This window comes from Kitasatospora sp. NPDC050463, from assembly GCF_040655255.1.
Classification (GTDB): domain Bacteria; phylum Actinomycetota; class Actinomycetes; order Streptomycetales; family Streptomycetaceae; genus Kitasatospora.
Genome location: NZ_JBFAJO010000035.1, coordinates 18,950 through 43,829 on the forward strand (window position 1 = coordinate 18,950; position 24,880 = coordinate 43,829).

At 74.2% G+C, this 24,880-nt stretch carries 23 protein-coding genes; 13 read left to right on the top strand and 10 right to left on the bottom strand.

What is annotated here, in order from left to right:
- Positions 1-21: 21 nt before the first annotated feature.
- Together AB0J08_RS22265 and AB0J08_RS22270 are read left to right on the top strand one after the other, a co-directional pair.
- Positions 22-1,959, top strand: a complete 1,938-nt coding sequence (locus tag AB0J08_RS22265) for a biotin carboxylase N-terminal domain-containing protein (protein ID WP_360636830.1) — start codon at positions 22-24, stop codon at positions 1,957-1,959.
- Positions 1,960-2,033: 74 nt separating this feature from the next.
- The gene (locus AB0J08_RS22270; protein WP_360636833.1) at positions 2,034-3,221 is read left to right on the top strand and encodes an acyl-CoA dehydrogenase; all 1,188 of its coding nucleotides are present in this window, start codon (positions 2,034-2,036) and stop codon (positions 3,219-3,221) included.
- A gap of 19 nt (positions 3,222-3,240) precedes the next feature.
- Here the strand turns inward: AB0J08_RS22270 and AB0J08_RS22275 are convergent, their stop codons facing one another.
- Positions 3,241-3,942: a class F sortase gene (locus AB0J08_RS22275; protein ID WP_360636836.1), complete on the bottom strand. Its 702-nt coding sequence runs from the start codon at positions 3,940-3,942 to the stop codon at positions 3,241-3,243.
- On the bottom strand, positions 3,929-4,462 hold the full coding sequence (locus tag AB0J08_RS22280; protein ID WP_360636839.1) for a hypothetical protein: 534 nt from the start codon (positions 4,460-4,462) through the stop codon (positions 3,929-3,931). The genes AB0J08_RS22275 and AB0J08_RS22280 overlap by 14 nt, the downstream gene beginning before the upstream one ends.
- 477 nt (positions 4,463-4,939) lie before the next feature.
- Here AB0J08_RS22280 and AB0J08_RS22285 point away from each other — a divergent pair, with 477 nt between their 5' ends.
- The 3 genes from AB0J08_RS22285 (at position 4,940) to AB0J08_RS22295 (ending at position 9,830) form a co-directional block, all read left to right on the top strand.
- The gene (locus AB0J08_RS22285) at positions 4,940-6,526 is read left to right on the top strand and encodes a 4-coumarate--CoA ligase family protein (RefSeq protein WP_360636842.1); all 1,587 of its coding nucleotides are present in this window, start codon (positions 4,940-4,942) and stop codon (positions 6,524-6,526) included.
- Positions 6,527-6,593: 67 nt separating this feature from the next.
- Positions 6,594-7,214, top strand: a complete 621-nt coding sequence (locus tag AB0J08_RS22290) for a TetR/AcrR family transcriptional regulator (protein ID WP_360636845.1) — start codon at positions 6,594-6,596, stop codon at positions 7,212-7,214.
- Positions 7,215-7,364: 150 nt separating this feature from the next.
- Entirely contained in the window at positions 7,365-9,830 is a 2,466-nt protein-coding gene (locus AB0J08_RS22295; protein WP_360636848.1) for a SpoIIE family protein phosphatase, read from the top strand.
- A 71-nt stretch (positions 9,831-9,901) separates the two neighbouring features.
- Here AB0J08_RS22295 and AB0J08_RS22300 read toward each other — a convergent pair whose 3' ends face one another.
- The 8 genes from AB0J08_RS22300 to AB0J08_RS22335 form a co-directional block, all read right to left on the bottom strand.
- Positions 9,902-11,485 carry an MFS transporter gene (locus AB0J08_RS22300; protein WP_360636851.1) on the bottom strand — a complete coding sequence of 528 codons (1,584 nt, stop codon included), beginning with the start codon at positions 11,483-11,485 and terminating at the stop codon, positions 9,902-9,904.
- A gap of 119 nt (positions 11,486-11,604) precedes the next feature.
- Positions 11,605-12,159, bottom strand: a complete 555-nt coding sequence (locus AB0J08_RS22305) for a helix-turn-helix domain-containing protein (protein ID WP_360636854.1) — start codon at positions 12,157-12,159, stop codon at positions 11,605-11,607.
- A 228-nt stretch (positions 12,160-12,387) separates the two neighbouring features.
- The gene (locus AB0J08_RS22310) at positions 12,388-12,780 is read right to left on the bottom strand and encodes a cell division protein SepF (protein WP_360636857.1); all 393 of its coding nucleotides are present in this window, start codon (positions 12,778-12,780) and stop codon (positions 12,388-12,390) included.
- 433 nt (positions 12,781-13,213) lie between these two features.
- Positions 13,214-13,993 carry a VTT domain-containing protein gene (locus tag AB0J08_RS22315; RefSeq protein WP_360636860.1) on the bottom strand — a complete coding sequence of 260 codons (780 nt, stop codon included), beginning with the start codon at positions 13,991-13,993 and terminating at the stop codon, positions 13,214-13,216.
- A gap of 135 nt (positions 13,994-14,128) precedes the next feature.
- Positions 14,129-14,677, bottom strand: a complete 549-nt coding sequence (locus tag AB0J08_RS22320) for an RICIN domain-containing protein (protein ID WP_360636863.1) — start codon at positions 14,675-14,677, stop codon at positions 14,129-14,131.
- A gap of 130 nt (positions 14,678-14,807) precedes the next feature.
- Complete coding sequence (locus AB0J08_RS22325) at positions 14,808-15,353, bottom strand: RICIN domain-containing protein (protein ID WP_360636866.1); 546 nt, start codon at positions 15,351-15,353, stop codon at positions 14,808-14,810.
- 40 nt (positions 15,354-15,393) lie between these two features.
- On the bottom strand, positions 15,394-16,179 hold the full coding sequence (locus tag AB0J08_RS22330; RefSeq protein ID WP_360636869.1) for a dienelactone hydrolase family protein: 786 nt from the start codon (positions 16,177-16,179) through the stop codon (positions 15,394-15,396).
- A gap of 121 nt (positions 16,180-16,300) precedes the next feature.
- Positions 16,301-17,593 carry an MFS transporter gene (locus AB0J08_RS22335; RefSeq protein ID WP_360636872.1) on the bottom strand — a complete coding sequence of 431 codons (1,293 nt, stop codon included), beginning with the start codon at positions 17,591-17,593 and terminating at the stop codon, positions 16,301-16,303.
- 161 nt (positions 17,594-17,754) lie between these two features.
- Here AB0J08_RS22335 and AB0J08_RS22340 point away from each other — a divergent pair, with 161 nt between their 5' ends.
- The 8 genes from AB0J08_RS22340 to AB0J08_RS22375 all read left to right on the top strand — a co-directional run bounded on the left by AB0J08_RS22340 (position 17,755) and on the right by AB0J08_RS22375 (position 24,876).
- A complete protein-coding gene (locus AB0J08_RS22340) occupies positions 17,755-18,948 on the top strand; it encodes an ROK family transcriptional regulator (protein WP_360636875.1) in 1,194 nt (397 codons plus the stop codon).
- A gap of 146 nt (positions 18,949-19,094) precedes the next feature.
- Positions 19,095-19,511 (top strand): TOBE domain-containing protein, encoded by a 417-nt coding sequence (locus AB0J08_RS22345; RefSeq protein ID WP_360636878.1) that lies wholly within the window; start codon positions 19,095-19,097, stop codon positions 19,509-19,511.
- Between the two features lie 101 nt (positions 19,512-19,612).
- Positions 19,613-20,059: a hypothetical protein gene (locus AB0J08_RS22350; RefSeq protein ID WP_360636881.1), complete on the top strand. Its 447-nt coding sequence runs from the start codon at positions 19,613-19,615 to the stop codon at positions 20,057-20,059.
- Between the two features lie 8 nt (positions 20,060-20,067).
- A complete protein-coding gene (locus tag AB0J08_RS22355) occupies positions 20,068-20,793 on the top strand; it encodes a glycerophosphodiester phosphodiesterase (RefSeq protein ID WP_360636884.1) in 726 nt (241 codons plus the stop codon).
- Complete coding sequence (locus AB0J08_RS22360; protein ID WP_360636887.1) at positions 20,790-21,896, top strand: winged helix DNA-binding domain-containing protein; 1,107 nt, start codon at positions 20,790-20,792, stop codon at positions 21,894-21,896. Before AB0J08_RS22355 ends, AB0J08_RS22360 begins: the two co-directional genes overlap by 4 nt.
- Positions 21,897-22,055: 159 nt before the next feature.
- On the top strand, positions 22,056-22,487 hold the full coding sequence (locus AB0J08_RS22365) for a hypothetical protein (RefSeq protein WP_360636890.1): 432 nt from the start codon (positions 22,056-22,058) through the stop codon (positions 22,485-22,487).
- A gap of 130 nt (positions 22,488-22,617) precedes the next feature.
- Complete coding sequence (locus tag AB0J08_RS22370) at positions 22,618-23,781, top strand: AI-2E family transporter (RefSeq protein WP_360636893.1); 1,164 nt, start codon at positions 22,618-22,620, stop codon at positions 23,779-23,781.
- 210 nt (positions 23,782-23,991) lie between these two features.
- Positions 23,992-24,876 (top strand): virginiamycin B lyase, encoded by an 885-nt coding sequence (locus tag AB0J08_RS22375; RefSeq protein WP_360636896.1) that lies wholly within the window; start codon positions 23,992-23,994, stop codon positions 24,874-24,876.
- Positions 24,877-24,880: the final 4 nt, after the last annotated feature.

A 24,880-nucleotide genomic window follows, 5' to 3' on the forward strand; every position in this document is an offset into this window, starting at 1 on the left:
CCGACTCTGAGAGGGACCGACGTGATCACCAACCTGCTGGTCGCCAACCGGGGCGAGATCGCCCGCCGGGTCTTCCGCACCTGCCGGAGCCTCGGGATCGCCACCACCGCCTTGTACGCCGACCCGGACGCCGACGCCCCGCACGCCCGGGAGGCCGACGCCGCCGTCCGTCTCCCCGGTGCGGCGCCCGCGGACACCTACCTGCGCGGCGACCTCATCGTCAAGGCCGCGCTGGCCGCCGGCGCCGACGCCGTCCATCCCGGCTACGGCTTCCTCTCCGAGAACGAGGAGTTCGCCCGGGCGGTGCTCGACGCCGGCCTCACCTGGATCGGTCCGCCCCCGGCCGCGATCGCCGCGATGGCCTCCAAGACCGCCGCGAAGCGCCTGATGGCCGCCGCCGGCGTGCCCGTCCTGGACGCCGTCGCCGACCCCGTCGAGGCCGATCTGCCGCTGCTGGTGAAGGCGGCCGCGGGCGGCGGCGGACGCGGCATGCGGGTGGTCCACCGGCTGGACGAACTCGTACCCCGGCTGGCCGAGGCCCGCGCCGAGGCGGCGAACAGCTTCGGGTCGGACGAGGTGTTCTGCGAGCGCTACCTGCCCACCGGCCGGCACGTCGAGGTCCAACTGCTCGCCGACGCCCACGGCACGGTGTGGGCGGTCGGCGAACGCGACTGCTCGCTGCAGCGCCGCCACCAGAAGGTCATCGAGGAGGCCCCCGCCCCCGGCCTCGACGCGGAGCTTCGCGCCGCCCTGCACGCGGCCGCCGTCGCCGCCGCCCGGGCGATCGGCTACACCGGCGCCGGCACCGCCGAGTTCCTGCTCGGCCCCGACGGCCGGTTCCACTTCCTGGAGATGAACACCCGCCTCCAGGTCGAGCACCCCGTCACCGAGTGCGTCACCGGGCTCGACCTGGTCGCCCTCCAACTGCGCGTCGCCGAGGGCGAACCGCTACCCGCCGCGCAGCCGCCCGCCCCGCGCGGCCACGCCATCGAGGCCCGCCTGTACGCCGAGGATCCGGCCCGCGACTGGCAGCCGCAGACCGGCCTCCTGCACCGCCTGGAACTCCCCGGCACCACCGCGGAGTTCACCACCGCGGACGGTGACACCGGGTTGCGTCTGGACTCCGGCGTCGAAGCCGGCAGCGTGATCGGCGTCCACTACGATCCGATGCTCGCCAAGGTCATCGCCTGGGCGCCCACCCGGGCCGCCGCCGCCCGCCGGCTCGCCGACGCGCTCACCCGCGCCCGGATCCACGGGCCGGTCACCAACCGGGGGCTGCTCGTCGCGGCGCTGCGCCACCCCGCCTTCCTGGCCGGCCGGGTGCACACCGCCTTCCTGACCGAGCACGCCGCCGACCTCGCCCCCGCCCCCGGCGGGGACGCACTGCCCGCCCTCGCCGCCGCGCTGGCCGACGCCGCCGAACGCCGCGGCGGTGCGGCGCTGCCCTCCGGCTGGCGCAACCTGCCCTCGCAGCCGCAGACCAAGCGCTACGCCGCCGCCGACGCCACCGTGTACGACGTCCGCTACCGGTTCGGTCGCGCCGGTCTCGCCGCCGAGGACCACCCGGGCACCACGCTCGTCTCCGCGACGCCCACCCGGGTGGTCCTCGACACCGACGGCATCCGGAACGGCTACGACATCGCGCGCTACGGCGACCGGGTCCACCTGGACACCCCGGCCGGAGCCACCGTGCTGACCGCGGTGGAGCGCTTCCCCGACCCGGCCTCCCAGGTCGACCCGGGTGCCCTGCTCGCCCCGATGCCCGGCACCGTCGTCCGAACCGCCGTCACCGTGGGCGACACCGTCACCGCCGGCCAGCCGCTGCTCTGGCTGGAGGCGATGAAGATGGAGCACCGGGTCACCGCCCCCGCCGACGGCGTCCTCACCGAACTGCGTGCCGCTCCCGGCCAGCAGGTGGAACTGGGCACCCTGCTCGCCGTCGTACAGCCGGCCTCCTGAGGCCCCCGCGCGCCGAATCCCGCTCGCGCCCTGAACCCCGCCCGCTCCCCGATCCGCCCGGAAGGACGTACCGCATGTCCGCACCGCGCACCACCACGCCCGGCAGCCCGCTGATCGAGACCCCCGAACGCCAGGCCCTGCGGCGCGCCGTCGCAGACCTCGGTCGGCGCTACGGCTCCGCGTACTACCTCGGCAAGGCCCGGGCCGGCCTCCCCGCCGACGAGCTCTGGGCCGAGGCCGGCAAGGCCGGCTACCTCGGGGTCAACCTGCCCGCCGAGTACGGCGGCGGGGGCGGCGGCATCACCGACCTCGCCATCGTCCTGGAGGAACTCGGCACCGCCGGCTGCCCGTTGCTGATGCTGATCGTCTCCCCGGCGATCTGCGGCACGGTGATCGCCCGCTACGGCACCGAGGAGCAGAAGCAGCAGTGGCTGCCCGGGCTCGCCGACGGCACCCGGAGGATGGCCTTCGGCATCACCGAACCGGACGCCGGCTCCAACTCCCACCGCATCTCCACCATCGCCCGCCGCGACGGCGAGGACTGGCTGCTCACCGGCCGCAAGGTGTTCGTCTCCGGCATCGACCACAGCGACGCCGTGCTGTTCGTCGCCCGCACCGAGGACGCCCGGACGGGCAAGCTCAGGCCCGCCCTGTTCGTCGTCCCGCGCGACGCCCCCGGCTTCGAGTACCACCCGATCCCGATGGAACTCGTCGCCCCCGAGAAGCAGTTCCAGGTCTTCCTGGACGACGTCCGGCTGCCCGCCGACGCTCTGGTCGGCGACGAGAACGCCGGGCTGCTCCAGCTCTTCGCCGGGCTCAACCCCGAGCGGATCATGACCGCCGCGTTCTCCCTCGGCCTCGCCCGCCAGGCGCTCGGCCGGGCCGTCGAGTACGCCAGGACCCGGACCGTCTGGTCGACCCCGATCGGTGCCCACCAGGGCCTGGCCCACCCGCTCGCCCAGTGCGCGGTGGAGATCGAGCTCGCCCGTCTGATGACCCAGAAGGCCGGACTGCTCTACGACGGGGGCGACGACCTCGCCGCGGGCGAGGCCGCCAACATGGCCAAGTACGCGGCCGGCGAGGCCGCCGCCCGCACCGTCGACCAGGCCGTCCAGACCCTCGGCGGCAACGGCCTCACCCAGGAGTACGGGCTCGGCGCGCTGCTCGCCGCCACCCGGGTCGGCCGGGTCGCCCCGGTCAGCCGGGAGATGGTGCTCAACTTCGTGGCCCAGCACACCCTCGGGCTGCCGAAGTCGTACTGACGACCACCGGGACGACGTCTCACCGGACGGAGGAGAGATGGGCGAACACCACGGTGTTGGACTCGTAACCGGTGCGCTGGTCGAACCTGCCGCCGCAGGTGATCACCCGCAGTTCCGGTCGGTCGGTCGCGCCGTACACCAGGGCGTCCGGGAACTCCTTCTTGGCGAACACCCGTACCTGGTCGACGGTGAACACCGCCGTCCGGCGGTCCTTGCGGACCACCTCGACGGTGTCACCCGCGCGCAGCAGGCCCAGCCGGTAGAAGACGGCCGGCCCGGTGCGGTCGTCGGCGTGCCCCACGGCGATCGCGTTGCCCGGTGCTCCGGGGGTGGCGCCGTCGCGGTACCAGCCCACCAGGTTGTGCTGGTTCATCGGCGGGGTGGCCAGGTGCTGGGCGGAGTCCAGCCCGAGGCCGACCACCGGGGCGTCCACCTTGACGGACGGAATCCTGATCCGGGTGGGCACCGACGCGGGCAGCGGCGCGGGCGCGGGCCGGGAGGGCACCGGTGAGGGCGTCGCGCCGCCCGGTGCCGTCCCCGGGGCCGGTGACGGCACCGGGGCGGCGGCCGGAGCCGGCGGCAGTGGCGGCCCGTCGCTGTTCGCGCTGCCGTCCCGCACCAGCCATGCCCCGGCGACCACCGCCACGGCGACGGCCCCGGCCGTCAGACGGCCGGGGCCACGCCGCGGGGCGCGGCGGTGCCGCCGGTCAGGACTCGGCATTGCGTCCGGCGCGCCGGCGCAGCGAGCGGACGCCGAACCACGCTGCCGTGGCGATCAGTGCCGAGCCGCCGAGCACCTCCGTACCGTTCGGTCTGGAGGTGCCACCACCGCCGGTGCCGACCCCGCCGTGCGGCCCGCCGGGCTTCGGCGAGCCGCTGGGCGGGCCACCGGGGGAGGCGCTGGGAGAGGCGCTGGGGGAGGCCGTGGGCGAGCCGGACGGCGACGGCGAGGAGGAGGCGCACTGCACCTCGAACACCTTGTGCTTGGCACTGCCGCTCTCGCCGACGAACGTCCAGTTGAGGCGGTAGTGGCCGGCCGGCAGGCTGTAGGTGGGCGTCGTCCCGCTGCCGTTGGCCAGCACCAGCGCCCCGGCCTGGACCAGCGCGTTTCCGGTCGGCGGCTGCTGTTCGATGGTCCAGTTGACCAGCGTGACGGTGTCGAAGTTGAACGCGTCCAGGTAGAACTGACAGACCTTCGGATCGTCGTTCTGGCTGTCCGGCGGGGTAGTGCTGTCGTGCACCTTGACGTCGCCGTTGTCGCCCGGTGCGGCGAGGGCGAGGGGTGCGGCGCCGAACGTCAGTGCGGGCCGCCGCAGTGGCGGCGAGCAGACGGCGGCGGGGAGGGCAGCTGGGCTGTGCTTCTCACGGTGAGGTGCTCCCTGGTCGGGGGCCGCCCTCCGGGGGCGGGGCGGTCCATGACTGACCGTCGGGCCGGTCCGCCGGGCGCGGCAAGCGTGCCACGCGCACGCCCCCGACGGTTGACCACAATGGCGCAACGCTCCGCCGCGGTCCTCCGGTTGATCCACCCCGTCCGGTGGGAAGGACAGGGACCGACCGTCCCGCTCGCGCGCGGCGTGGCACGCGGTGCCCCGTCGTTCGGGCCGCGGAGATCGGGAGTCGATGGCCGTATGCTCCTGGCCCGCGCGCCCGGCCAGCCGGCCATGCGGGGCCGTCGCCGGAGACTGACTGTGCGTCATTAACCCTTTTGGAGGCACACCTTGGTGTTCCGCAGCGAGTTCCCCGACGTCGGCATCGTCGATCTGCCGATCCACGAGGCGGTGCTCGGCGCCGCCGACCGGTACGGTGACCGGCCGGCCCTGATCGACGGGGTCACCGGGGAGTCGGTCAGCCATGCGCGGCTCGCCACGGCCGTCCGCCGGGCCGCCGCCGGCCTGGCCGAGGCAGGAGTGCGCCAGGGCGACGTGGTGGCGCTGTTCAGCCCCAACACGATCGCCTACCCGATGGCCTTCTACGGTGCCACCCGGGCCGGTGCCACCGTCACCATGGTCTCCTCCCTGGCCACCCCCGGCGAGCTGGCCGGCCAGCTCGCCGACAGCGGCGCCCGCTGGCTGGTCACCGTCTCGGCGTTCCTGGCCACCGCCCGGCAGGCCGCCGAGAAGCTCGCCGCCGAGGGCCGGGCGCTCGCCGAGATCATCGTGCTGGACGGTGCCGAGGGCCACCGCTCGCTGGCGGATCTGCTCGCCTCCGGCGGCGACGAGCCCGAGCCCGTGATCGACCCCGGTACCGACATCGCAGTCCTGCCCTATTCCAGCGGGACCACCGGCCTGCCCAAGGGCGTGATGCTCACCCACCGGTCGATCGCCACCAACCTCGCCCAGACGGACGCCCTGTACCGGCCGCCGGAGGGCGAGCGGATCCTCGCCGTCCTCCCCTTCTTCCACATCTACGGCCTCACCGCCCTGCTCAACCAGCCGCTTCGGTGCGGCGCCACCGTCGTCGTGCTGCCGCGCTTCGAGCTGGAGCAGTTCTGCCGCACCATCGAGGAGCAGCGCGTCCAGGCCCTGTTCGTGGCACCGCCGATCGCGCTCGCCCTGGCCAAGCACCCGGTGGTCGAGCGCTTCGACCTCTCCTCCGTGGAGTACCTGCTCTGCGCGGCCGCGCCGCTGGACACCGAACTGGCCGCCGCCTGCGCCCGCCGGATCGGTCTGCCGCACATCCTCCAGGGCTACGGCATGACCGAGCTGTCGCCGGTCTCGCACGTCGTCTGCCCGACCGAGACCGACCCCTCGCCGGGCTCGGTCGGCCGGATGGTGTCCTCGACCGAACTGCGGGTCGCCGCCCTGGACGGCAGCGGCACCGACCTCGGCCCGGGCGAGCCGGGCGAGCTGCTGATCCGCGGCCCGCAGGTGATGAAGGGCTACTTCGGCCGCCCCTCCGACACCGCCGCCACCATCGACGCCGACGGCTGGCTGCACACCGGCGACGTCGGCTACGTCGACGAACGCGGCTACCTCTACGTCGTCGACCGGGTCAAGGAGCTGATCAAGTACAAGGGCTACCAGGTCGCCCCCGCCGAGCTGGAGGCTCTGCTGCTCACCCACCCGCAGATCGCCGACGCCGCGGTGATCGGCGTCCTGGACGCGGAGGGCGCCGAGTACCCCAAGGCCTTCGTGGTCCGAGCCCCCGGCAGTGCGCTCACCGAGCAGGACGTCACCTCCTTCGTGGCGGGCCAGGTCGCCCCGTACAAGAAGGTCCGCGCGGTGGAGTTCCTGGACGCCGTCCCCAAGTCTGCCGCCGGCAAGATCCTGCGCCGGGAGCTGCGCGCCCGTGAGGCCGCCCGCTGAGCCGGGTCGCGGATCTGCGAGGATCGACCCCGCCCGGACACCGCACGGACAGGACCAGTCGCCGCCGATGACCGCCCACCCCGCCGCCCGTACCCCCCAGCAGGACCGCAGCCGCGCCACCCGGCAGCGGTTGCTGGCGGCGGCCGTCGACTGCCTGGCCGAGGTCGGCTGGAACGCCTCCACCGTCACCGTGGTCGCCGAACGCGCCGGCGTCTCCCGGGGCGCCGCCCAGCACCACTTCCCCACCCGCGAGGACCTCTTCACCGCGGCCGTCGAACACGTCACCGCCGAGCGGCTGGCAGCCGTCCGCGCCCATGCGGACGCGCTGCCGGCCGCCGGACCCGACCGCACCGTGGCCGTCGTCGACATGATCGTGCGCCTCTACACCGGGCCGCTCTTCCGCGCAGCCCTCCATCTGTGGGTCGCCGCCGCCACCGAGGAACCGCTGCGTGCGCGGATCGTCGCACTCGAGGGCCGGGTCGGCCGCGAGGCCCACCGGGCCGCCGTCGAGTTCCTGGACGCCGACGAAAGCCGGCCCGGAGTGCGCGAGACGGTGCAGGCGACCCTCGACATGGCACGCGGTCTCGGACTGGCCAATCTGCTGTCCGACGACAGCGCCAGACGATCCGGAGTGATCCGGCAGTGGGCGAGCCTTCTGGAGGGTACGCTGCGGCCGGTACGCCCATGACGCCCGTACACCAGGCCCGTCCGATGAACCTTTGACCAAGGGGTCGCCGGGCGGCCGATGTCCGTGCAGTCTGGAGAAGAACCCCGGCCGGCACGGACCGCGAGGCCCCGCCCGGCCGGGCACGAGCCGAACGCGGGGTGCTGCCTGATCATGCACGGACACGAATGGGACGCGACCGACGCCGCCGGTCCCGCACCGGGCGCAGCCTCCGTACGCCTGGACGGCCACCGCCTTGTCCCGCTCGCCACCGCGCTGCTCCAGGAGGACGGCCTCATCCTGCACTGGAGCGAGGACGCCGAGGCGCTGCTCGGCTACCCCGCCGACGAGGCCGTCGGCCGGTACGCCGCCCAGCTGCTCACCGCCCGGGACGGCCGCCCCGAGGTGCTCGCCCTGTTCGAGCGCATCATGAGCGGCAAGGGCTGGTCCGGTGTCTTCCCGGTCCACCACCGTGACGGCCACGTCGTCGAGCTGGAGTTCCGCACGTACCCGATCGCCGGCCCCGGCGGCACCCTGCTGCTGCTCGCCACCGCCTCGGACACCCAGGCCCTGCACCGGGTCGAGGCCGACCTCGCCGTCCTCGACGGCATCTTCGGCCAGTCCCCGATCGGCATGGCCGTCTACGACACCGACCTGCGCTACGTCCGGCTCAACGGGGCGCTGGCCCGGATGAACGGCGTCCCCGTCGAGGAGCACCTGGGACGCCGGATCAGCGTGGTCCTGCCCGGCATCAACAGCGCCGAGATAGAACAGACCATGAGACAGGTGCTCACCACCGGCCGGCCGGTGGTCGACGCCCGCTCGCACGGCCGGGTCCCCGGCGATCCGCGCCGCGACCGCGCCTGGTCCGCCTCCTACTTCCGGCTGGAGGACTCCACCGGCCGGGTCTTCGGCGTCTGTTCCTCCATCATCGACGTCACCGAGCGGTTCCAGGCCGAGGCCCGCGCCGCCCGCGCGCAGGAACGTCTCACCACCATCGCCGAGGCCACCGCCCGGATCGGCACCACCCTCGACCTCCAGCGCACCGCCGAGGAGCTGATCGAGGCCGTCGTCCCCCGGTTCGCCGACTTCGCCACCGTCGACCTGCTGGAGCCGGTGCTGCGCGGCGCCGAGCCCACCGCGATCCCGGAGGACCGCTCCGTCCAGCTGCGCGCCGTCGCCGTCGGCGAGTCGTACGAGTCCGGCCTGGTGCACGCCGTCGACACCGTCGGCGAGGTCTCCGAGTACGCCCCCGACCGCAGCTACACCCAGTGCCTGCGCAGCGGCCGCCCGCTGCTGCGCGCCCACGTCGACGAGGAGGTGCTGCGGGGCCTGGTCGCCACCGAGGAGCGGGTCGCACCCGGCATGGAGGCCGGCATCCACTCGTACCTGATGGTGCCGCTGACCGCCCGGGGCATGGTGCTCGGCGGCTCCGAGTTCATCCGGATGCGCAACTCCGAACCGTTCACCGCCGCCGATGTCGCGCTCGCCGAGGAACTGGTCGCGCGCACCGCCATCGCGATCGACAACGCCCGGCTCTACCGGCGCGAACGCGAGACCGCGCTCACCCTGCAGCGCAGCCTGTTGCCGCAGGAGATCCACCGCACGCTCGGTCTGGAGATCGCCTACCGCTACCTCCCCAGCAGCATGACCAGCGAGGTCGGCGGCGACTGGTTCGACGTCGTCCCGCTCTCCTGCGGCCGGGTCGCCCTGGTCGTCGGCGACGTGATGGGCCACGGCATCCGCGCCGCGGCCACGATGGGCCAGCTGCGCACCGTCGCCCGGACCCTGGCCACCCTGGACATGCCGCCCGAGCAGGTGCTCACCCGGCTGGACGAGACCGCCTCGGGGATCGGCGAGGGCCAGTTCGCCACCTGTATCTGCGCCGTCTACGACCCGCTGGAGCGGACCGTTCAGGTCGCCTCGGCCGGGCACCTGCCCCCGGTCTGGGTCGCTCCCGACGGCACCGCCCGCAGGATCGACGTCCCGCCCGGCGTGCCGCTCGGGGTGGGCGGCGTGGCCTTCGAGTCCATCGGGTTCACCCTCCCCGAGGGCGGCATGCTCACCCTCTACACCGACGGCCTGGTCGAGCGCCGCGGCCACGACCTCGACGACGGCATCGACCTGCTCGCCCGCACCCTGTCCGGCCCCGGTCGCACCCTGGAGGAGAGCTGCGACGCCGTCCTCGGCGCCCTGGTCACCGACGGCACCGACGACGACATCGCGATGATCATGGCCCGGGTGCTGCCGCTGCCCGCCGACCGGATCGCCACGCTCCCGCTCACCGGCGGCGGCCGACTGCCCGGCAAGGCCCGCCGCTTCACCCGCGCCACCCTGGACGGCTGGGGCCTGTCCGCGCTTTCCGACTACGCCGAGCTGCTGGTCAGTGAGCTGGTCACGAACGCCCTGCTGCACGCCGACGCCCCGCGTCGGCTCCGGCTCTTCCGCGACCGGGTGCTCACCGTCGAGGTCGCCGACTCCGGCGGCCAGACGCCGCAGCTGCGACCGTTCGCCGAGCAGGACGAGGGCGGGCGCGGGATGTTCCTGGTCAACGAGTTGGCCCAGCGCTGGGGCAGCCGGCTGACCAGGGACGGCAAGGTGGTCTGGGCCGAGCTGGAGCTGCCGTTCGGGGTCGTCTGACCGCGCAGGCGCGCGGGACCTCGCACCCCGGGGAAAGGGTACGAGGTCGCGCGCGTATGTGGGGGGCGGGGCTAGGCGGCGGCCTTCTCGTGGGCCGGCCGCTCCGGCCGCATCGGGCGCTCCGTCGGCCCGGCCTCGCCCGGGGCCGCCTTCGGCAGGCCCCGCAGCAGGCGCCAGGCGAGGGCGGACGCGGCCAGCAGCAGCGCGCCGGCCAGGATCGCGGCGACGTTCATGCCATGCACGAAGGCGTCGCGGGCGCTCTGCAGCAGCGGCCCGGCCAGCGTCTGCGGCAGGCCGTGGGCCGCTTCGACCGCGCCGCCCAGCGACTCGCCCGCCCGGGCGGCAGTGGCCTGGTCCGCCCCGGCCGGCACGGCCAGCCCGCCCGCATAGAGCGAGCCGACCACCGAGCCGACCAGGGCGATGCCGAGTGCCGTCCCCAGCTCGTACGCCGTCTCTGAGACCGCCGAGGCGGCGCCGGCCTTGTCGGCGGGTGCGGCGCTCAGCACCAGGTCGGCACCGAGCGTGTAGACCACGCCCTCGGCCGTGCCGACGATCAGGAACGCGGCGGCGAGCACCAGGTAGGTGGAGTCCTGCTGGACCCAGCCGAGCACGCCGATGCCGGTGCCCATGGCCAGCAGGCCCAGCGTCAGGGCGGCCCGGGCGCCCGCCCGCCGTGCCAGCCGGGCGGTCAGCAGACCGCCGACCACGGCTCCGGCGAAGGCCGGCAGCTCGGCCAGGCCCGCCTTCAGCGGCTCGTAGCCGCGCACCAGCTGCAGGTACTGGGAGGTCACGAAGACCACGCCGGAGAGCCCGATCAGCGCGGTGAGCGAGGCCAGCACCGCCGCGGTGAAGCGCCGGTCGGCGAAGAGCCGGACATCCAGCAGCGGGGTGGGCAGACGCAGCTGGCGGCGGACGAAGACGGTCAGGGCGGCGGCGCCCAGCACGGCCGCGACCGGGACGTCCCAGCGCAGCACTCCGTGGGCGGCGGCCTCCTTGATCGCGTAGACCACGCCGATCACACCGGTCAGCGAGAGCGCCACGCTCAGCACGTCCCAGCGGCCCGGTTTCGGGTCCCTGGACTCGGGCAGCAGCCAGGCGCCGAAGACCAGCAGCAGGACCAGGACCGGGATGTTCAGCAGGAACACCGAGCCCCACCAGAAGTGCTCCAGCAGCACCCCGCCGACGACCGGGCCGAGCGCGGCACCGGCGGTGGCGGCCGCGCCCCAGATACCGATCGCGGTGGCCCGCTCGCGGTCGTCCGGGAAGAGGCTGCGGATCAGCGACAGGGTGGACGGCATGATGGTCGCCCCGGCCACGCCGAGCAGCGCGCGGGCCAGGATCAGCCAGTCGGCGCTGGGCGCGTAGGCGGCCAGCAGCGAGGCGGCGCCGAACGCGGTGGAGCCGGCCAGCAGCAGCTTCTTGCGGCCGATCCGGTCGCTCAGCGAACCCATGCTGACCAGCAGGCCGGCCAGGACGAAGGAGTAGGCGTCGCCGATCCAGAGCAGCTGCGTGCCGCTGGGGCGCAGCGTCTCGCTGATCGACGGTATGGCCAGGGACAGGACGGTCGCGTCGACGGCGACCAGGGTGACGGCCAGGACGAGGACGGCGAGGCCGGTCCAGCGCTGGCGGGGGCGGACGGGGACGGTGCTGCTCATGGGTATCGGTTTCCGGCCGCCGTTACGAGGGCCTGTGGTCCGAGGTGCTGTGGTCCGAGGTGCTGTGGTCCGGGGTGCTGTGGTTCCGGGGTGCCGTGGTCCGAGGTGCTGTGGGGGCCTCAGCGCGGCTGCGGCGGTCGCAGCGCGCCGCCGAGGAAGAGTTCGGCGAGTGAGAAGGCTCCGTCGCGGGGTGCGAGCCGGCCGTCCTGGACGGCCCAGCCGACGCCGGCCACCAGGTCGAAGAAGGCCTCGCTGAGCCAGCCCGCGGACAGCTCGATGCGGAACACGCCCTGCTGCTGGCCGCGCAGGAAGAGTGCCTGCAGCCGGGCGATCTGCGAGTCCCAGAGCTCGTTGATGTCGTCGTCGTCGTAGAGCTGGTTCTCGCCGGCCAGGAATGCGCAGAGCGCGGCGTCCGGGACGATCAGGTCGACCAGGCGGCGCAGCGCGGCGTGCGCGTCGCCGTCCTCGATGGCGGCGGCGTCCAGGGCGGTGCCGAACGTGCGCAGTCCGAGCAGGCCGACCTCGCGGATCAGCGCCTCACGGCCCGGGAAGAGCCGGTGCAGGGTGGCGCGGCTGATGCCCGCGGCGCGGGCGATCTCGTCGAGATGGGCGGTCGGGCGGCGGGAGAGCACGCCCACGGCGGCTTCGAGGACGGAGTCGCGGTCGGTGGCCATGCGGCTAGTGTACGTCAGATGAGACATGGATGTCTCATTGCTTCCTCGCATGGTTCAGCTGAGGCTCGTTTGTCCTGCCGTGGACGATGGAGCGACCTGTCGTTCCGGGCGGGGCCGGCCGGGCCGATGACAGGGCAGGGCGGGGCAGGGCAGGGCAGGGCAGCAAAAAACCGGGGACGGCGGTGGCCGTCCCCGGTCGCGGGTCGCGTGCTGCCGAACGCGGCCCGGTCAGCTCTGGTTGTAGAACCCGGTCTCGTCCAGCGGTCGGTCGATCACCATCACCTCGACGTCCGCCGGCGTGAGCAGGAAGACCCGGCGGGCGATCCGCTCGATCCCGCCGCAGGTGCCGAAGATCAGCCCGGAGGCGAAGTCGACCATGCGCTTGGCCTCGGCCTCGTCCATCTCGGTGAGATCCATGACCACCGGGATGCTCGCCCGGATGTGCTCGCCGACCGTTCGCGCGGCCTCGAAGCCCGTCGGCCGCAGGGAGACGATCTTCGCGGGAGCGGGGGAGGACGGTACCGTCTCCTGCTCGATCCACTCGTCGTCGTACACCGCGGCCGGGTAGTGCCCGGAGGGCATCAGCCACCCGTTGTGGTGCTCGTCGCGAAGTGCTCCCATGCCGCGCCTCCCTGCCTCGTTCCGTACAGGTCCCCCGGTGCGCGTGTCCTTTTGACACGTCATCCACTCGTCGGAACTGTCCGAGTATCGCACTGATCACCGGTCCCGTGCCCGCTCGCGACCCCCGTACGAGTCGTGCCGCGCCGGAAACCCGGGTGAACCCGGGCAACAGTTGCGACGCAGCGGAACGGCGGACGGTTGCGCGCGTAGACCATATCGGTCGCGGTAACCGCCCAATTGACCTTCTGTCAACAATGTGGGAACGATTTCACTCGCCGGTGCCGCCCGTCGACGAGTTCGCGCAGAAGCGCGGCGTGATCGTCGTGCCGGGCGTCCGGTCGTTCGTCATGGCGGCCATCCTGGCGCAGGCGACGGGGAGAGGGCGACCGAATTGTCGTCGGCCGCCCGGGGCCGGCGGGGCCGCGCCGGGTGTTCAGGTCTGCGGGGCGCGGCGGCGGCGGACGGCGGCCCGCCCGAGCGAGACCAGGCTGCCCACGCCCAGGGCGACGATCGCGCCGGCCGACACCAGGAACGCCGCCGACCCCGGCTCCCCGGCGGTGGCCGCCGCCGTGACGTAGACCGCCGTGGTCGGTACCACCCCGATCGCGGTGGCGCTCAGGAACGGCAGGAACCGCACGCCGGAGAACGCGGCGCCGTAGTTGCCCGCCTGGAACGGCAGGCCGGGCAGCAGTCGCAGCAGCAGCACGCTGCGGAACCCCTGCTCGGTGAACCGCTTGTCCAGCGCGGTCATCAGGCGCCCGCGCAGATGGGGGCGGAGCGCGTCGCGGCCGAGCAGCCGGCCCAGCGCGAAGGCCATCGCCGCGCCCAGGGTGGTGCCGAGCACGGCCAGCAGGACGCCCTGCTGGATGCCGAGCAGCAGCCCCGCCGCCGCGTTGAGCGCCGGGCGGGGCACGAAGGCGAGCGTGCCCACCGCGTAGACCGCCGTGAACGCGGGTGCCAGCCAGTACGCCGGCACTCCGGCCGGGAGCCCGCCGGTGAGCAGCGCCGACGGGCTCCAGAGCAGCAGCGAGCCGGCCGCCGCCGCGAGGATCACCACCAGCAGGGCGAACCGCGGCCACGGCGAGCGCAGCCACCGCGCGTACGGGGCGCCGGCGGCGGGCCCGGGCGTCGGCCCGGTCGGCGCGGGCGACGGCGGGGCTGCGGGCGGCGCGATCGGCTCGGGCGGTGCGGGTGAAGGTGCGGGTGCGGGCACCGCCCGAGCCTAACCGTGCGGCCCGGTGGCCGGGGCGGCGGGTTCACCTCGGGCCCGGGCCGGGCCCGGTGCCGGGCGACGCCGGATCACCGGGGCGCCGTGGGGTGGCTGTCGCGGTGCGGGCTCGGTTCGGGCTCAGCTGTGCGGGCCGGGCGGCCAGGGGGAGTAGAGCCAGGCCTGGTTGAACCCGTTGTTGCGCCCCCACTGGGTGATCGGGGTGCCGTCGGCGCTGCTGAAGCCGGTGAGGTCCAGGACGAGGCCGCTGAAGCCGTTGTTCAGCGTGCGGATGCCGCTGTGGTGGACGACGGTCTCCGACCAGGCCTGGTTGAGCCCGCCGTTGCAGGTCCACTGGCCGGCCTGGACGCCCCAGGTGGTGCTGTAGCCGGGGATCTCCAGGCATGCTCCGCTGTGGACGTTGATCAGCTGGTCGGTGTCGGTCCAGACCCATTTCTGGTTGGCGCCGCCGGTGCAGGTCCACTGGCGGATGGGGGCGCCGTCGTCGGTGCGCCAGTCGGCGACCTCCAGGCACTTGTTGGTGATGGCGTTGCGGATCTCGAACGGGATGCTGGTGGTGGCGGCGGCCTGTGCCGAGGTCGGCACCGCCGCGGCGAGCACACCGGTGACGGCGAGCGCGGCGACGGCGGAGCCCAGGCGTCGGACCGGGGAGGTGCGGGGCGCGGTCATCGAGGTCCCCCTGGTGTCGGGTGGCTGAGCGCGTGCGGGTGGACGGTCAGGTGTGCGGCCGGGTGCGCGGTCCGGGCGGGACCGGCGGCCGGGCCGGGCCGGGTGGCCGGCTCCGGCCCGGCGGGCCGTCCTACAGGACCACGTTCGGGTTGAAGAACCAGCGCTGGTTGTACACGCCGGTCGGGTACCACTGGATCGCCGGGGTGCCGTTGTCGAAGCCCCCGCCGTTGATGTCCAGCACGAGGTCGCTGTCGAAGTTGACGATGGCCAGGGTGCCCTGGCTGACGTTGACGACTCCCCAGCGCTGGTTGACGCCCTTGTTGCAGGTCCACTGGGCGACCCGGGTGCCCGCAGCGGTGCTGTAGCCGGGGATCTCCAGGCACTTGCCGCTGTGGACGTTGACGGCGTAGCCGTCGGTGAACCGCCACTTCTGGTTGTCGCCGCCGGTGCAGGTCCACTGGCGGACCGGGGCGCCGTCGTCGGTGCTCCAGTCGGCCACCTCCAGGCACTTGTCGCTGGACTGCACCCGGACCTCGACGTCCTGGGCGATGTCGATCGGCTTGTAGAGGAAGGCGGCCGACGCGGGCGCGGCGGTCAGCAGCGCACCGCCGAGGCCGAGGGCGGCGACGGCGGCGGTGGAGGCGAGGCGTCGTCTCGCGGTGGATCGGGCGGTCATTGGTCCCCCTGTGGTGTGTACGTGGTGGTGGTCGCCGAGGTCAGGCCGGCCGGGGCCGGCCCGGAGCGGCGAGGAAGCTCAGCAGACGCTGCCAGGACGTCCTGGCAGCGTCGGAGTGTTCGACGGCGCCCTGCTCGAAAAAGTTGTGCGGAGCCCGCGGAGAAGTCATGAACTCGTGCGGACAGTCGGCCGCGGTCAGGGCCGCGTCGAAGGCGGCGACCGTGGCGGGCGGGATGTGCTCGTCGGCGCCGCCCCAGAAGGCGAGCACGGGGGCGGTCAGGCCGGCGGCGAGCTGGGTGGGGCCGGGGGCGCCGTTCAGGACGTCGGGGTAGCCGTAGTAGCCGACCACCCCGGCGAGACCGAACCGAGGCGCGGCGGCGCGGAACGCCTGGCGGCCGCCGAAGCAGAACCCGAGCGCGACGACGTCGGCGGCACCGGTCGCGCGCAGCCGGCCGATGGCGGCGGTGAGGTCGGCGTCGAGGCCGTCCGGGGTGAGGGCGAGCAGATGCGGCAGCAGGTTCGGGAGTTCGCCGAATTCCGGCGCGCGCTTCTGCGGGGCGGCTCCGGCGGTGCGGCCGAAATAGTCGAGCGCGAGCGCGGGGTGGCCCTGCTCGGCGAGCCGGACGGCGGTCTCGCGGTAGAAATCGGAGAGGCCGCGGTTGTCCGGCAGGACGAGCACGCCCGGGCCGGTCGGCCGGTCGGGCCGGGCCAGAAAGGCGGCGAACTCCGTACCGTCGCCCGAGCTGAGGGTCAGGGCGGCGGACTCGGCGACGGTGCCGGTGGCGGGGCTGAAGGCGGGGGGTGCGGAGTCGGCGTCGTAGCACACGGGGAATTCCTCCACTGGTCGCGGAACTGCCGGGCGCTCGGTGCACCCGGCAGTCGGCGATATTAGCGAAGAATTCGATTCTGAATTGCGATCATATCGCGCGGGAATTTCTTTTGTAAGGCTATTTCGATGACGGTGCGATCACATGATCGGTGGGTCGCCGGTCGGTGGCCGGCCGGCCCTCGACCGCCGGGTGGTCGGTGCCCGTCGAGTGGTCGGCGGCCGGTTCGGCCCGGCGCAGGGCGCCGGCGCTCAGCAGGAGGGCGAAGGTCAGCGCGGCGACGACGCCGAAGGAGACGGTGAGCGAGGTGGCCTGGGCGAGGGCCCCGATGACGGCCGGCGCCACCAGGCCCGAGGTGTAGGTGACGGTCGCGACGCCCGCGATGGCCTGGCTCGGGTTGGTGCCGATCCGGCCGGCGGCCGCGAAGGCGAGCGGGACGACGACGGCGATCCCGATGCCGATCAGCGCGAAGCCCGCGACGGCCATGGCCGGGTGGTCGGCGAGGACCACCAGCAGCCCGCCCGCGGTGGCGATCGCACCGCTGATCCTGGTCGCCCGGACGGCGCCGAGCCGGCGGATCGCGGCGTCGCCCGCCAGCCGGCTGACCGCCATGGTGAGCGCGAACGCGGTGTACGAGGCGGCCGCCACGGTGGCCGAGGCGCCGGTGACGTCCTTGAGGTAGACGCCGCTCCAGTCCATCGAGGCGCCCTCGGCGAACACCGCGCAGAAGCCGACCAGTCCGATCACGAGCGAGCTGCGCGGCGGCAGGGCGAAGCGCGGCGGGGCCTGGTCGTCCTCGGCGGCCCGCAGGTCGGGCAGGCCTCGGCAGATCGGCTGCGCCAGGCCGAGCAGCACCAGGGCGGTGACGGCCAACTGGAGGCGGGCGTCCAGGTCCTGGTGGGCGGCGAGGATGCCGAAGGCGGAGGCCAGCAGGCCGCCCGCGCTCCACATCCCGTGCAGTCCGGACATGATCGAGCGGCCCAGTCGCTGTTCGACCTCCACGCCCTGGGCGTTCATCGCCACGTCCGCCATGCCCGCCGTCGCGCCGTAGCCGAGCAGGATCACGCAGAGCAGCGGCAGCGAGGGGGCGAGGGCGGGCAGGGTCAGTGCCAGGCACCAGAGCGAGATCAGCCCGCGCACCGCGGCCCGCCCGCCGTAGCGGTGGACGAACCGGCCGGCCAGCGGCATCGCGAGGGAGGAGCCGATCGCGGGCATCACCAGGGCCAGGCCGAGCTGGCCGGGGGAGAGGTCCAGGCGGTCCTGGATCCAGGGGATGCGGGTGACGAAGCTGCCGCTGACGGCGCCGTGCACGGCGAACACCAGGCTGATGCTCACCCTGGCCCGGCGCGGCCGTTCCAGGATGCCGGCGGCGGGCCGGTCGAGGGGTGGTCCTGTGGTCAGGCTGTCGGTCATCCGGTGTTCCCTCCCGGCCGCGCGGTGGCGCGACGGTGCCCTGTGGGTGGTTCCTGTTGATGGATGCCCGCACGGGCCGTGGTTCGCGCGTCGGCCGCGGCATCCTTCGATAAATTATCAGGAAGGGACCCTGATAGAAACACTCTGGAAGGATGACGCCCATGACCACCGTGCGTACGGCCACGCCGAGCACCGCCCGGGCGATCAACGACCGGCTGGCGCTCAACCTGCTGCTCGAACAGGGGCCACTGACCGCGACCGAGCTCCGCGAACTCACCGGGCTCTCCCGACCCACCGTCGCCGACCTGCTGGAACGGCTGCAGCGGACCGGCCTGGTCGCCGTGGTCGGCGAGCGCGGCGAACAACGGCGCGGCCCCAACGCCAGGCTGTACGCCCTGGTCGCCTCGCGGGCCCACCTCGCCGCCGTCGACGTCCGCTCCGGCGGCGTCAGCCTGGTCGTCGCCGACCTCGCCGGGCACACCCTGGCCGGCGCCGAACTGGCGGTCGAGGGCCGGGGTGACGCCGGTACGGCCGAACGGATCGTCCGCACCCTGCGCGAGACCGCGGACCGGGCCGGCGTCGAGCGGCTGCACACCGTCGCCGTCGGCGCCCCCGGCCTGGTCGCCCCCGCCACCGGCCGGCTCTACAGCACCGGCGCGCTGCCCGGCTGGCACGCCGAACTGCTCACCGCCCTGGAGGCGCTGCCCGGCACCGACGTGATCCTGGAGAACGAGGTCAACCTGGCCGGCCGCGCCGAGTACCGGATCGGCGCCGCCCGGGGCAGGGAGACCTTCGTCCTGATCTGGCTCGGCCACAGCGTCGGCGCCGCCGTCATCCTCGACGGCCGGCTGCGCCGCGGCGCCTCCGGCGGCACCGGCGAGATCTGCTTCCTGCCCGTCCCAGGCGCCCCCGGCCTGCCCAGCGCCACCGGGTGCGAGGGAGGCTTCCACGGGCTGGTCGGCAGCGCCGCCGTCTGCGAGCTGGCCCGCGCCCACGGCCTGCCCGCCGATCCCGCCGACGACGCGGCAGCCGCCGAGGCGGTCGTCCGGGCCGCGCTCGACGCCTGTGGGGAGGGGCAGCCGGGCGGGCCGTTCCTCGACGAGCTGGCCGAGCGGATCGCCATCGGCGCCTCCGCCGTCTGCGTCGTGCTCGACCCGGGCTGCGTCGTCCTCGGCGGCGAGATCGGCCGGGCCGGCGGGGACGAACTCGCCGGGCGGGTCGAGCGCCGCCTCGCCGGGTTCTCCCCGCTGCGCACCGAAGTCCGGGCCGGCACGGCGGGTGGCGGCGCGGTGCTCGCCGGCGCCGTCCTCACCGCCGGCGACGCCGTGCGGCGGGACCTCTTCGGCGAGCCGTAGGACCGGGCCCTCCCCGGGGCTCCGCCTCGCCCGGCGGGCGGCCGGTACGGCAGGATGGCGGGGACGGCCGGACCAGCGCCGCCGTCGCCCGCCGGGAGACCGGGCGTCATGCCGAACATGAACCGAACCACCGTCAGGAGTCGCACATGGGCCAGTCCGACGCGCCGGTCAACCCGTACCGGATCGGCGAGGCCGCGGCGATGCTCGGCGTCAGCGCCGACACCATGCGGCGCTGGGTGGACGCCGGCCGGGTCGCCGCCGTGCGGGACGAGCACGGCCACCGGATCATCCCCGGTGCCCGACTGGCCGCCTTCGCCCGGGAGCTCGCCCGTCCGGAGAACGCCGAGGCCGAGGGGCGGCCGTCCTCGGCCCGCAACCGCTTCCCGGGCATCGTCACCGGCGTGGTGCTCGGCGACGTGGCGGCGCAGGTGGAGATCCAGGCCGGGCCGTTCCGGGTGGTCTCGCTGATCAGCCGGGAGTCGGCGGAGGAACTCAAGCTGGTCGCCGGCACACCCGCGACGGCCGTCATCAAGTCGACCAATGTGATGGTCGAACTGCGTTGACCGCACACCGGAGCGGACCTCCGGTGCCCGCAGTACGGACCCGCAGGGCCCTACCGCCCCGCACGACCTGTAGAGATCGCCGACGAGAGGACCGCCACCCGATGCCCCACCCGCCGTTGCCGTCCACCCAGAGCGCCGTGTTCGCGATCGAGGCGATGGCCGCACGGCACGGCCGCGAGGTGCGCGCCGCCCACGACATCGGCCGCGACCAGACCTTCGCCGGACTGGTCGGCGGCCACGACGTGGGTGACGGACTCGACGCGATACCCCACGAGGCCCTGCTGGAGATCGGCGGCCGCCCCGAGATCACCGTCCGCCTCTTCGTCCACGACGAGGTGGTGGTCGCCGTCGACAACATCGCCTTCGACGTGCCGCGCGACAGCGTGCCCGCCTTCCTCGACGCGGTCTGGAGCGGACAGGTCCAGGTGCGGCGGCGGACCTTCCCGCCCTCCTGCACGCTGATCGTCACCGTGCCCGGTGAGCCCGGCTACCGTGAGGCCGTCGCCCACCACCAGCTGTCCCCGTGGCTCGCGGGGCTGATCCGTTGAGTGCGCCGATGAACGCCCCTGCCGGCTCGAACGCCGTCCGCCGCCCGGTGCTCGCCGTCGCCCACCGCGGCGACCCCTACCGGTACCGGGAGAACACCCTGCCCTCGGTCGAGTCCGCGCTGGCCGCCGGCGCCGACGCGGTGGAGGTCGACGTCCGGCTCACCCGCGACGCCGTGCCCGTCCTGCTGCACGACGAGACCCTCGAACGCCTCTGGGGTGACCCGCGCCCCCTCCGCCGGGTGACCCTCGACCAGCTCGACGAGGTGCGCGACGGAGCCCTCGCCGTGCCCACGCTCGCCGAGGCGGTCAAGGCCGTGGCCGCCACCCCGGCCGCCCGGCTGCTGATCGACCTGGACGACCCGCACCCCGCCGCCGCCACCTGGGCGGCCGTCACCGGACTCGGCGCCGAGCGCCGGGTCGCCTTCTGCGGCCCCGCCACCGCGATGCTCGCCGTCCGCGCCCTCACCCCGGACGCCGAGATCGCGCTGACCTGGAAGCAGCCGCGGCTGCCCGCCCGCGCCCTGCTGGACGACCTGCGCCCGCGCTTCCTCAACCCGCCGTTCGGCCTGGCCACCCCGGAGTTCGTCGCCACCGCCCACGACGCCGGCCTCGCCGTCTCCACCTGGACCGCCGACCTGCGCCGCACCATGCGCCGGCTGCGCGCCGCCGGGGTGGACTCGATCACCACCAACCGGATCGGCGTGCTGCGCTCGGTGCTGGACGGCCGTCGGTGACCGAACCTCCCGTCCTGGGCGCCCGCGCGCTCGGCCGCGCTCTGCTGGCCCGTCAGCACCTGCTCGCCCGGAGCGCCATGACGCCGGCCGCGATGGTCCGCCACCTCGGCGGGCTCCAGGCCCAGGCCGTGCCGCAGCCGCCCTACCTCGGGCTGCTCAGCCGGCTGGAGGGCTTCACCCCCGAGCCGCTCAGCGAGCTGATCGAGCGTCGCGAGGCGGTGCGGATCGCCCTGCACCGCGGCACCATCCACCTGGTGACGGCGGACGACTGCCTGATGCTGCGCCCGCTCCTCCAGCCGGTGCTCGACCAGGGCCTGCGCACCACCTTCGGCAAGCGGCTGGCCGGGGTGGACCTCACCGCGCTCGCCGCCGAGGCCCGGACCCTGCTGGAGGAACGGCCGCTGACCTTCCAGCGACTCGGCGCGCTGCTCGCCGAGACCCGGCCCGGCCGCGATCCGGCCGCGCTGGCCCAGGCCGCGCGCTGCCTGCTGCCGCTCGTCCAGGTGCCGCCGCGCGGTGTCTGGGGCCGGAGCGGGGCCGCGGCGCACACCACCGCCGAGTCCTGGCTGGGTCGCCCGCTGGACCGGGCCGCCTCGCTCGACGGGCTGGCTCTGCGTTACCTCGCCGCCTTCGGCCCGGCGACCGTCGCCGACCTGCAGAAGTGGAGCGGCCTCAGCCGGCTCGGCGCCGTGCTGGGGAGGCTCGCACCGGAGCTGGTGACCTTCCGCGACGAGCACGGCCGGCTGCTGTACGACCTGCCGCAGGCGCCCCGGCCCGACCCGGCCGTCCCGGCGCCCGTCCGGCTGCTGGCTCCCTTCGACAACCTGCTGCTCTCGCACGCCGACCGTACCCGGGTGCTGCCCGAGGAGTACCGGCCGCGGGTGATGACGCAGAACGGCATCGTGCTCGGCACCCTGCTGGTCGACGGCCTGGTCGCCGGGAGCTGGCAGCTGACCGGGAGTCGGGCCGGCGACCGTGCGGTGGTGCTCCGCCCGTTCGCGGCGCTGGGCCGGGGCGACCGGCAGGAGGCGCGGACGGAGGCCGAGCGGGTGCTGACGTTCGCCGGCGGGGGCGGGGAGGTCCGCTTCGAGGAGGTCGGGTAGCTCCGGCGTTCGATCGGGGAACGGCTGCACGGGACGCCGTTCCCGATGGAGTGAGGCTCCGCGATTCCTCCGTGCACGGCCGGGTTGCCGCCGGTTGAATCGGCTCACCCAATGGTCAGCGGCGTCCGCGCGGCGCCGCGTCGCAGAGTGGAGCCGACCGTGGCACCCGTACCCAATGGCGTCTACGCCATCAGCAAGCCGTACGAGCAGCTGATCACGCTGCTGGAGCCCAAGGACCTCGCCGTCGTGCTGCCGCCGACCGGGCAGCCGGGCGAGCAGGAGTGGCAGCTGGAGGGGCTCGACGACGGCACCGTCCAGCTGCGCAACCTGCGGCACCAGACGTTCCTGACCTACGACGACCAGCCGGGCCTCAACGAGATGATCATGGGGTCCACCGAGCCCCGTGCGTGGGCGCTCTACCAGGCCGCCGAGCCGTACACCTTCCACGTGGTCGTGCCGGGCGGCCCGATCGACGGGGTCGAGCTGGCGCTGGACCTGAGCCTGCTGAGGATCTTCCCGCCACGGCTCGCGCTGCGCCCGCTGGACGTCAACGACCAGCGGCAGGCGTGGAGCTTCGAGTTCCGCGAGTAGGGGTGCGCGGCAGGGCGCCCGGGCCGGTGGCGGCCGGCCCGGGTACGCCGGGGTCCGGCATAACAGGCAGTTGATCAGATCATCTGCTGAGATGGGGCGATGGGGTCGGTCGATCCAGGCGGAGGTGGACATGTCGGGGGAACTTCCGTCCGGCAGGGCTCCTGACGAGCGGCGGCCGGACCACCGCAGGCCGTACCTGATGCTGCCGCCCCCGGTCCGGGCGGCCGCCGCCTGGTCGGCCGCCGTCATCCTCCTGATCACCGTCGCCTCGCTGGTCGTCTTCGCCCTGGTAGAACTGCGCGCGGCGACCGTCCCGGTCATCCTGGCGCTGCTGGGCACCTCGCTGCTCTACCCCGTGATGCCGTGGATGGTCGGCCGTGGTCTCGGCCGTGGTCCGGCCGCCGGGCTGACCTGCGCCCTCCTGGTCGCCGCCGTCGGCGGGGTGATCGCCCTGCTGGTCAACTCGCTGGTGCACAGCGCCCCGCAGATCGCCGAGTCGCTCCAGCAGGCCGGTGACCGGCTCGCCGCCTGGCTCGGACCGGTCGGCGAGAAGATCCGGCACGCGCTGGACAACGCCTCGGGCGAGACCAGTTCGCTGATCTCCACGGTGACCAACGGCGTGCTCTCCGGTCTCGGCCTCGCCACCCAGATCCTCACCGGTGCCGTGCTCGCGCTCGCCCTGGTCTTCTTCTTCCTCCGTGACGGTCACCGCACCCCGCAGGCCCTCCGCGCGCACCTCCCGGCCGGCAGTGCCGAGACGGTCATCGCGTGCGCCGACCGGGCGTTCGAGGCGATGGCCGGATTCATGCGCGGCACCACCCTGATCGCCCTGATCGACGCCTTCTTCATCACCGTCGGTCTGCTCCTGCTCGACATCCCCGGTGCGCCCGGGCTCGGCGCGCTGGTCTTCATGGGCGCCTACATCCCGTTCGTCGGGGCCTTCCTCTCCGGGACGGTCGCCGTCCTGGTCGCGCTGGCCGACGGGGGCCTGGGGACGGCACTCTGGGCACTCGGCATCGTGCTCGCCGTCCAGGCCATCGAGGGGAACATCCTCCAGCCCGTGATCCAGAGCCGTACCGTCGAGCTGCACCCGGCCACCATCATGGTCGCCGTGGTGGCGGGCGCCGGTATCGCCGGCATCCTGGGCGCGCTGCTGGCCGTGCCGATCTGCGCCGCCGGTGTGGGCGTGGTCTCCGTCCTGCGCGGCACCGCCGACCCGGCCCACCGCGGGCAGCCGGGGCCGCAGGACGCCGAGCGGGTCGACGATGACGGCGTGACCTCGGGTCAGGAGTAGCGGACCGGCCGCGCCGGCTCGGCTCCCGGCCGACCGCCTCGGCCGCCGGGCCGAGGACCTCCTCGTCGAGCCGGGCGTCGGCGGCCACGCTCACCGGACAGATCCCCGTGAACGGGACGGTGGACGAAGCCACCGACCGTGCCCGGTGGGCGGGTGGCGGAGTGTGCGAGAGTGTTAATGCGATTCAAGTCGCTATAGGGGAGGGTGCGGATGCGCGGGACGATCGAACGGTTCCAGGTGTCGGACGGCGGGAGCGGGCCGTACGGCGTCGCGGTGGGGCCGGACGGCGGCGTCTGGTTCACGCTGGTGCACGCCGGGGAGGTCGGGCGGCTGGCGGCGGACGGGTCGGTGCGGCGCTTCGGGCCGCCGGCGGCGGAATCCGGGCCGGCGGTGATCACGGCAGGGCCGGACGGCGCGCTCTGGTTCACCCGGATGCGGGACCACCGGATCGGGCGGATCGACACCGACGGGCGGCAGCGGTCGTTCGGGCTGCCGACGGACGCGGCCGGGCCGTTCGGGATCGCGGCCGGACCGGACGGCGCGCTCTGGTTCACCGAGCTGAACGCGGACCGGATCGGACGGATCACCGTGGACGGCCGGGTGACGGAGTATCCGCTGCCCATGGCCGGCGCCTTCCCGTCGATGATCACGGCCGGGGCGGACGGCGCACTCTGGTTCACCCTCAACCAGACCGGCGCCGTCGGCCGGATCACCGTCGAGGGGGAGATCACGCTCCACCCGCTGCCGACCGAGGGCGCCGCGCCCGTCGGCATCGCCGCCGGCGGCGACGGCGCGCTCTGGTTCGTCGAGATCGGCGCCGGGCAGGTCGGCCGGATCACGGTGGACGGCCGGGTGACCGAGTACCCGCTGCCCGACCGGGCCGCGCGCCCGCACGCCGTCGCAGCGGCTCCCGACGGTCGGCTCTGGTTCACCGAATGGGCGGGCAACCGGATCGGCTCGCTCACCCCCGACGGCCGCTACGAGGGGTACCAGCTGCCCGTTCCGTCCGCCGAACCGCACGGCGTCGCGGTGGGGCCGGACGGCGTGGTGTACGCGGCCCTGGAGGTCGGCGAGATCGTCCGGCTGACCCCCTGAGGCG

What these genes read in the sequence shown, in the direction of transcription:
- AB0J08_RS22295 (WP_360636848.1), top strand. Translation starts at nt 7,365, where the DNA reads ATGCACGGACACGAATGGGACGCGACCGACGCCGCCGGTCCCGCACCG.
- AB0J08_RS22340 (WP_360636875.1), top strand. Translation starts at nt 17,755, where the DNA reads ATGACCACCGTGCGTACGGCCACGCCGAGCACCGCCCGGGCGATCAAC.
- AB0J08_RS22270 (WP_360636833.1), top strand. Translation starts at nt 2,034, where the DNA reads ATGTCCGCACCGCGCACCACCACGCCCGGCAGCCCGCTGATCGAGACC.
- AB0J08_RS22305 (WP_360636854.1), bottom strand. Translation starts at nt 12,159, where the DNA reads ATGGCCACCGACCGCGACTCCGTCCTCGAAGCCGCCGTGGGCGTGCTC.
- AB0J08_RS22310 (WP_360636857.1), bottom strand. Translation starts at nt 12,780, where the DNA reads ATGGGAGCACTTCGCGACGAGCACCACAACGGGTGGCTGATGCCCTCC.
- AB0J08_RS22355 (WP_360636884.1), top strand. Translation starts at nt 20,068, where the DNA reads ATGAACGCCCCTGCCGGCTCGAACGCCGTCCGCCGCCCGGTGCTCGCC.
- AB0J08_RS22370 (WP_360636893.1), top strand. Translation starts at nt 22,618, where the DNA reads ATGTCGGGGGAACTTCCGTCCGGCAGGGCTCCTGACGAGCGGCGGCCG.
- AB0J08_RS22335 (WP_360636872.1), bottom strand. Translation starts at nt 17,593, where the DNA reads ATGACCGACAGCCTGACCACAGGACCACCCCTCGACCGGCCCGCCGCC.
- AB0J08_RS22375 (WP_360636896.1), top strand. Translation starts at nt 23,992, where the DNA reads ATGCGCGGGACGATCGAACGGTTCCAGGTGTCGGACGGCGGGAGCGGG.
- AB0J08_RS22345 (WP_360636878.1), top strand. Translation starts at nt 19,095, where the DNA reads ATGGGCCAGTCCGACGCGCCGGTCAACCCGTACCGGATCGGCGAGGCC.
- AB0J08_RS22300 (WP_360636851.1), bottom strand. Translation starts at nt 11,485, where the DNA reads ATGAGCAGCACCGTCCCCGTCCGCCCCCGCCAGCGCTGGACCGGCCTC.
- AB0J08_RS22320 (WP_360636863.1), bottom strand. Translation starts at nt 14,677, where the DNA reads ATGACCGCGCCCCGCACCTCCCCGGTCCGACGCCTGGGCTCCGCCGTC.
- AB0J08_RS22350 (WP_360636881.1), top strand. Translation starts at nt 19,613, where the DNA reads ATGCCCCACCCGCCGTTGCCGTCCACCCAGAGCGCCGTGTTCGCGATC.
- AB0J08_RS22290 (WP_360636845.1), top strand. Translation starts at nt 6,594, where the DNA reads ATGACCGCCCACCCCGCCGCCCGTACCCCCCAGCAGGACCGCAGCCGC.
- AB0J08_RS22325 (WP_360636866.1), bottom strand. Translation starts at nt 15,353, where the DNA reads ATGACCGCCCGATCCACCGCGAGACGACGCCTCGCCTCCACCGCCGCC.
- AB0J08_RS22275 (WP_360636836.1), bottom strand. Translation starts at nt 3,942, where the DNA reads ATGCCGAGTCCTGACCGGCGGCACCGCCGCGCCCCGCGGCGTGGCCCC.